Genomic DNA, 6,128 nt, shown 5'->3' with positions numbered 1-6,128 from the left:
AAAAAGGAAATAATCCATTTATTTATTGTATCTTTGCCCAAAGTTCCTGAATTTTAGTGTTCTTTTTTTCAAACACAAAATTACTAATTTTTGGGAACTTTTACTTCTCTAAAAAAGTCTAAACAGCTTCCATATCTATTTTTAGTTTAAAATTGTATTTTCTTTGTTTAGGTAAGAGGTAAGGGGTGTTACCATTTGCCGATGCGTTCTCTTTCTAATTGTTGGTGGCGGGTAGCCTCGGGGGTGGGGATATAGCTTTTGTAGAGCGGTTTGGGAAACCCCTCGGCTTTACGGCGCTGGAAATCTGCTTCGCGATAGGGATCAAAGGCGGTGCCAGGGGGTAATGGGCGGTTTTTATCCATATACCACACTACAAAGTCCCAAAAAGCATAGATATCAGAATGCGATAAATGTCCGCCTTTTTTTCTATTTTTATGCAAAAAAACTAAATAAACATCAGGAGCAGCTCCCCCTCCCGCTGTGAATTTAACAATACCATCTCCTTCCTCAAAAGAGATAACCAAATTTTCTTTTTTAAAAGCACGAGGCATACTAATAGTTCCTTCTTCACGGTTTAAAATAAGTTCTTTATAAGGAGCAAATAAAGGGAAAGCCCCTGCTCCCACACAAATAATTATATAAATAATTATACTAACAATACGTTCTATTCCATTTTCTGTATTATAAAATACCCCTATAGGCATAAAAATAAAAGCAAAACAAAAACAGAAAATCCAACTAAATTCTCTTGGGAGGCTTTTTTGTTCTCGATATACTTTATCATTTACTTCTACTACCATAGCATCTTTTAATTTATCCATATCAAAAGACTTAGGTTTTTCTTTTATGATTTTATCTAATGGAGTATCTACTCCTAATTCATTTGTTATTTTCTTAAAAATATTCATTTTTCCAAGTATTAGGGTTGGATTTAGGTAAGAGATAAGAGTTAAGAGGGTGTTACCATTTGCCGATGCGTTCTCTTTCTAATTGTTGGCGGCGGGTAGCCTCGGGGGTGGGGATATAGCTTTTGGGTGGTGCTTCAAAAAGTATGATACAACTTTAGATGTACCCATAATTGATATAAAAGAAAGCTAAAACAAAGGCGACACTATCCCTCAAAGTGTGTAAGTTTCCAAAATCAAGAGTTGTTTTTTAGCCCTTTTATTAAACTCTAATTTTTATTAGGAATCTCTCCAAAAGAAAGTCTTTTATCGGAGAATGGATAGCCCAATAATTTTCTGTTGGAGATACTTGTGGATATTCTCCAATAATATCTAAGTCAATAGATTCTTCTATAATAAAGTATTTCATTTATTAATTCCTTTAAAATATTCATTTAAGTTCATTCCTGAATTTTTGGCTTCTATAATTCTCTTTTTTAAATCAGGAATCAATTCTTCTTGTAAGAACTTATTAGCTTGTTCAGGAGTTAAACCTATTTTATTAAATCTATCTAATTGCGTTTTTACATATTTATCATAGGCAGGATGATTTCCATGTAACCCTTCTCCGATAAGTTTAGTATACTTTTCCAGTCCTATACCATTCATTGTCAATTGTTAATGGTTAATTATTAATGACTAATGACGAATCCTGCTAAACTTTAGAAGAGATTCGTCATTTGTCATTTGTTACTTATCATAGACTGATTTCTGACTACTGTCTACTGATTGGGTAGTTCCTTGTATCCCATATTCCAGAGGGAGAAGGCTTGTTCGTCAGCATATCCTTCAATCATCTTGCTTACTGGAGTACCAGCTCCGTGTCCTGCATTGGTTTCTATACGAATGATGATAGGTACATTCTTGCAAGCTTGTTTCTTTTGTAATTGAGCGGCAAACTTAAAACTGTGAGCAGGTACCACACGATCATCGTGGTCAGCAGTGGATACCATAGTAGCAGGATAGCATACCCCGTCTTTTACGTTGTGAACTGGTGAGTACTTAAGTAGATAGTCGAACATCTCCTTGCTATCATCGGAAGTACCATAGTCATAAGCCCAACCTGCACCGGCAGTGAATTTGTGGTAGCGAAGCATATCCATAACTCCTACATCAGGTAAGGCTACTCGCATAAGGTCTGGACGCTGGGTCATTACGGCACCTACCAATAATCCTCCGTTAGAAGCTCCCTTGATAGCTAATTTTTCTTTAGAGGTATATTTTTCTTTGATAAGGTATTCAGCAGCAGCGATAAAGTCGTCAAATACGTTTTGTTTCTTGAACTTAGTACCGTCGTCATGCCATTTTTTACCATATTCGCCACCTCCGCGGATGTTAGCAGTGGCATATACCCCGCCATTGTTCATCCATACAGCGATGCTCACCCCAAAGTAAGGATAAGTAATAGCATTGAACCCACCATATCCATAGAGTAGGGTAGGGGCAGTACCATCAAGCTTAGTAGTCTTCTTATAGGTAATGGTCATAGGTACCTTAGTACCATCCTTAGAGGTATAGAATACTTGTTTGGACTCATATTCATCAGAGTTGAAAGCGATAGAAGGTTTCCAATATTGGGTAGTTTCCCCACTTTCCAAGTTGAGTTTGTAAATACTTGTAGGAGTACAAGTGTTGGTGAACCAGAAATAAGTGTCTTTTTGGTCATCTTTGGAAGAGAAACCACCAGCAACCCCTATGGAAGGTAGCTTAATATCGCGGATAAACTTACCAGAGAAATCATACTGCTTCACTTCAGTAAGAGCAGCTACGGTATATTTGGCAAGAATATAGCCCCCAGCAGTGGTGATATCCAATACATTTTCACTTTCAGGGATAAGATCAGTCCAATGTTCAGGAGTTGGATTCTTTACATCGGTAACCACTACTTTTCCGTTAGGAGCGTTGAGGTTGGTGAAGAGGTAGAGCTTATCTCCTTTGACATCAATCACGGAAGTATCAGAAGAATAGTCGTTAAGAATAGTAACCAAAGGTGCTTTAGGATCTTTCAAGTCTTTGATGAAGAGTTTGTTACCAGAAGTAGCATCGGCACCGAAGATAACAAGGAATCTTTGGTCATCGGTTACATAAGCATCTGTATAACGATTTTTTTCTTCAGGGGTACCTCCAAAAATAAGCACATCCTCTTTTTGGGAAGTACCTAACTTGTGGTAATATACCTTGTTTTGATCGGTTTTTTCAGAAAGCTCACTACCTTTTGGTTTGTCATAAGAAGAGTAGTAGAAACCTTCGTTTCCTTTCCAGTTACCTCCACCAAATTTCACATCTACAATGGGATCGCCTATTTGCTCTTTGGTCTTGGCATTGAGCACTATAGCTTTTTTCCAGTCACTACCAGCTTCGGAGATAAGGTAGCATACCAAAGAACCATCTTTGGAGAAGTTGATACCAGCTAAGGAAGTAGTTCCATCAGCAGCAAATTTGTTAGGGTCAAGGAAAACCTCCTCGTTGCCGTCCTTGTCTTTGCGGTAGAGAACGCTCTGGTCTTGCAATCCGTTATTACGATAGTAGTAAGTATAATCTCCCTCTACAAAAGGAGCCCCTGACTTCTCATAATTCCAGAGCTTTTCCAGTTGTTCCTTGATTGTCTTGCGATAAGGAATAGCATTGAGATAGTCACTTGTGAATTGGCTCTGTGCTTTCACCCAAGCCTCTGTTTCAGCACTTCTGTCATCCTCAAGCCAACGATAAGGGTCAGCTATTTTGGTACCGAAATAGTCATCTTCTACGACTTGTTCTTTGGTTGGGGGGTAGGTGAAGTCTTTCATCTGTTCTGTCTCAGCAGGTTTTTGGTTGTTTTGGCAAGCTGAAAGAGCAAGCGCACAACCTAGCGGAATAAAAAAATATTTCATATGTAATTAATTTAGTTATTAGTAGCTAGTCATTAGTGGTTAGTCATTGGAGATTGATGTCTGAGTACTAACCACTAATGTCTGACTACGATTATTCATTTGGTAGTTTTTTGTATCCCATATTCCATAGGGAGAAAGCCTGCCAGTCAGCGGTTTGGTCAATAATCTTGCTTACTGGAGTACCTGCTCCATGTCCTGCATTGGTCTCTATACGGATAAATACAGGATTTTTGCAGGATTGTTTGCTTTGCAATTGAGCGGCAAACTTGAAGCTGTGAGCCGGTACCACACGGTCATCATGGTCTCCTGTGAAGACAAGGGTTGCAGGGTAGCAGGTGCCTTCCTTTACATTATGTACAGGGGAGTAGCCCTTTAGGTATTCGAACATCTCCTTGCTGTCATCAGAAGTACCATAATCATAGGCCCAACCTGCCCCAGAGGTAAATTTGTGGTAACGAAGCATATCCATTACCCCTACATAAGGTAAGGCAACACGCATAAGGTCAGGACGTTGGGTCATTACGGCTCCTATGAGTAGTCCACCGTTGGAACCACCCTTGATAGCCAGTTTTTCCTTGGAGGTGTATTTGTTATCTATCAAGTACTGGCAAGCGGCGATAAAATCGTCAAAGACGTTTTGCTTCTTGAACTTAGTACCGTCATCATGCCATTTCTTACCATATTCACCCCCTCCACGAATGTTGGCCACGGCAAACACACCACCATTATTCATCCATACCGCATAGGTAACGGCAAACCATGGGGTGTAGCTAACGTTAAATCCGCCATAGCCATAGAGACAAGCAGGAGCCGTACCGTCCAAGGGAGTACCCTTCTTATAGGTGATGATCATAGGTACTTTGGTGCCGTCCTTGGAGGTATAGAATACTTGTTTGGACTCAAAATCATTGGGGTTGAAGTCTATCTTAGGTGCCCAATAAAGCTCCGTATCTCCTTTGTCTAAGTGTAACTTATAGATACTTGAGGGAGTATAGAAGTTTTCAAAGGAAAAATAACTTTCACTCTCTTCTTCCTTAGCACTATTCAAGGTTACTGTACCCAAGGCAGGGAGCTTGATATCTCGGATCAGTTTTCCCTCAAAATCATATTGCTTCACTTGGGAGATAGCGTCTTTCATATAGTGAGCCAAGATATATTTCCCAGCCACTACAGGGGTAAGTACATTTTGTGTTTCAGCAATAAGGTCTTTCCAGTGTTCAGGGGTAGGGTTTTTTATGTCTGCTACCACAATTCTCCCATTAGGGGCATTCAGGTTGGTGTGGAAATAGATTTTATCCCCTTTGATAGAGAGTACGAATGTATCGGAAGAATAGTCATTAAGGATAGTAACAAGGGGGCTGTTGGGCTTTCTAAGGTCTTTGATCCACAACTTACCTCCTGAGGTAGTTTCCTCTCCACGGATGATAAGGTAGTTTTCATCATTGGACACATAACCTCCTACATAGCGATTTTTTTCTTCAGGTTTTCCTCCAAAGACTAGTATATCAGCTGATTGAGGGGTGCCAAGTTTGTGATAGTATAGCTTGTTTTGATCTGTTTTTTCAGAAAGTTCACTTCCCTTTGGTTTGTCATAGCTACAATAGTAAAATCCTTCGTTTTTGTACCAGTAACCTCCTGAATATTTGATATTTACAATAGTGTCTCCTACTTGTTGTTTGGTTTTGGTATCCATAACAATCGCCTTGCGCCAGTCACTTCCTCCTTCTGAGATAAGATAGCACATGAGAGAGCCATCTTTGGTAAAGTTAATTTCAGCCAAGGAAGTAGTACCGTCAGCAGCGAAGCCATTAGGATCTAAGAAGACTTCTTCATGCCCCTCTTTGTCCTTGCGGTAGAGAACATCTTGGTTTTGCAAACCATCATTCTTATAATAGTAGGTATAATCACCTACATTGAAAGGGGCAGTGAGTTGTTCATGATTCCAGAGCTTTTCAGCTTGTTCTTTGATTTTGTTGCGGTAAGGGATATAGCGTAGGTAGCCAAAGGTTACTTCATTTTGTGCTTTCACCCAATTGGCAGTTTCTTGGCTTTGGTCGTCTTCAAGCCAGCGATAAGGATCTACAACCTTTTCTCCAAAATAAGTGTCTTCTACGTTTTCTTTTTTGGTCTCAGGATAAGAGAAATTCTCCCACGCTTCTTTTGCCTCTTCAGGAGTCTGCTTTTGTTGAGGGTTATTACATGCCGTCAGGGCAAGCAAACAACCCACAGGAATAAAGAAAGATTTCATATGCAATTAATTTAATCAGTAATCAAGTGATTGGGTGTCAGTGACAAGTTAGACAATGCCAAATAT

General features: G+C 39.6%; 4 protein-coding genes. All 4 read right to left on the bottom strand.

The genetic code is table 11. The features are described from left to right. Positions 1 to 188: 188 nt before the first annotated feature. On the bottom strand, positions 189 to 908 hold the full coding sequence (locus Q0625_RS00855; protein WP_298823017.1) for a hypothetical protein: 720 nt from the start codon (positions 906 to 908) through the stop codon (positions 189 to 191). A gap of 402 nt (positions 909 to 1,310) precedes the next feature. Beyond that, positions 1,311 to 1,553 (bottom strand): hypothetical protein, encoded by a 243-nt coding sequence (locus Q0625_RS00850; protein ID WP_298823016.1) that lies wholly within the window; start codon positions 1,551 to 1,553, stop codon positions 1,311 to 1,313. Positions 1,554 to 1,666: 113 nt separating this feature from the next. Further along, positions 1,667 to 3,814, bottom strand: a complete 2,148-nt coding sequence (locus Q0625_RS00845) for a prolyl oligopeptidase family serine peptidase (RefSeq protein WP_298823015.1) — start codon at positions 3,812 to 3,814, stop codon at positions 1,667 to 1,669. A 91-nt stretch (positions 3,815 to 3,905) separates the two neighbouring features. After that, a complete protein-coding gene (locus Q0625_RS00840; RefSeq protein ID WP_298823014.1) occupies positions 3,906 to 6,062 on the bottom strand; it encodes a prolyl oligopeptidase family serine peptidase in 2,157 nt (718 codons plus the stop codon). Between the last annotated feature and the right edge of the window lie 66 nt (positions 6,063 to 6,128).

Origin of the sequence: uncultured Capnocytophaga sp., from assembly GCF_938029845.1 — a bacterium.
Taxonomy (GTDB): domain Bacteria; phylum Bacteroidota; class Bacteroidia; order Flavobacteriales; family Flavobacteriaceae; genus Capnocytophaga.
This window is presented reverse-complemented; position numbering and strand designations above follow the sequence as displayed.

Bases quoted from the DNA above. Each gene is read 5' to 3' on its own strand.
- Q0625_RS00845 (WP_298823015.1), bottom strand. From the start codon at position 3,814: ATGAAATATTTTTTTATTCCGCTAGGTTGTGCGCTTGCTCTTTCAGCT.
- Q0625_RS00850 (WP_298823016.1), bottom strand. From the start codon at position 1,553: ATGAATGGTATAGGACTGGAAAAGTATACTAAACTTATCGGAGAAGGG.
- Q0625_RS00855 (WP_298823017.1), bottom strand. From the start codon at position 908: ATGAATATTTTTAAGAAAATAACAAATGAATTAGGAGTAGATACTCCA.
- Q0625_RS00840 (WP_298823014.1), bottom strand. From the start codon at position 6,062: ATGAAATCTTTCTTTATTCCTGTGGGTTGTTTGCTTGCCCTGACGGCA.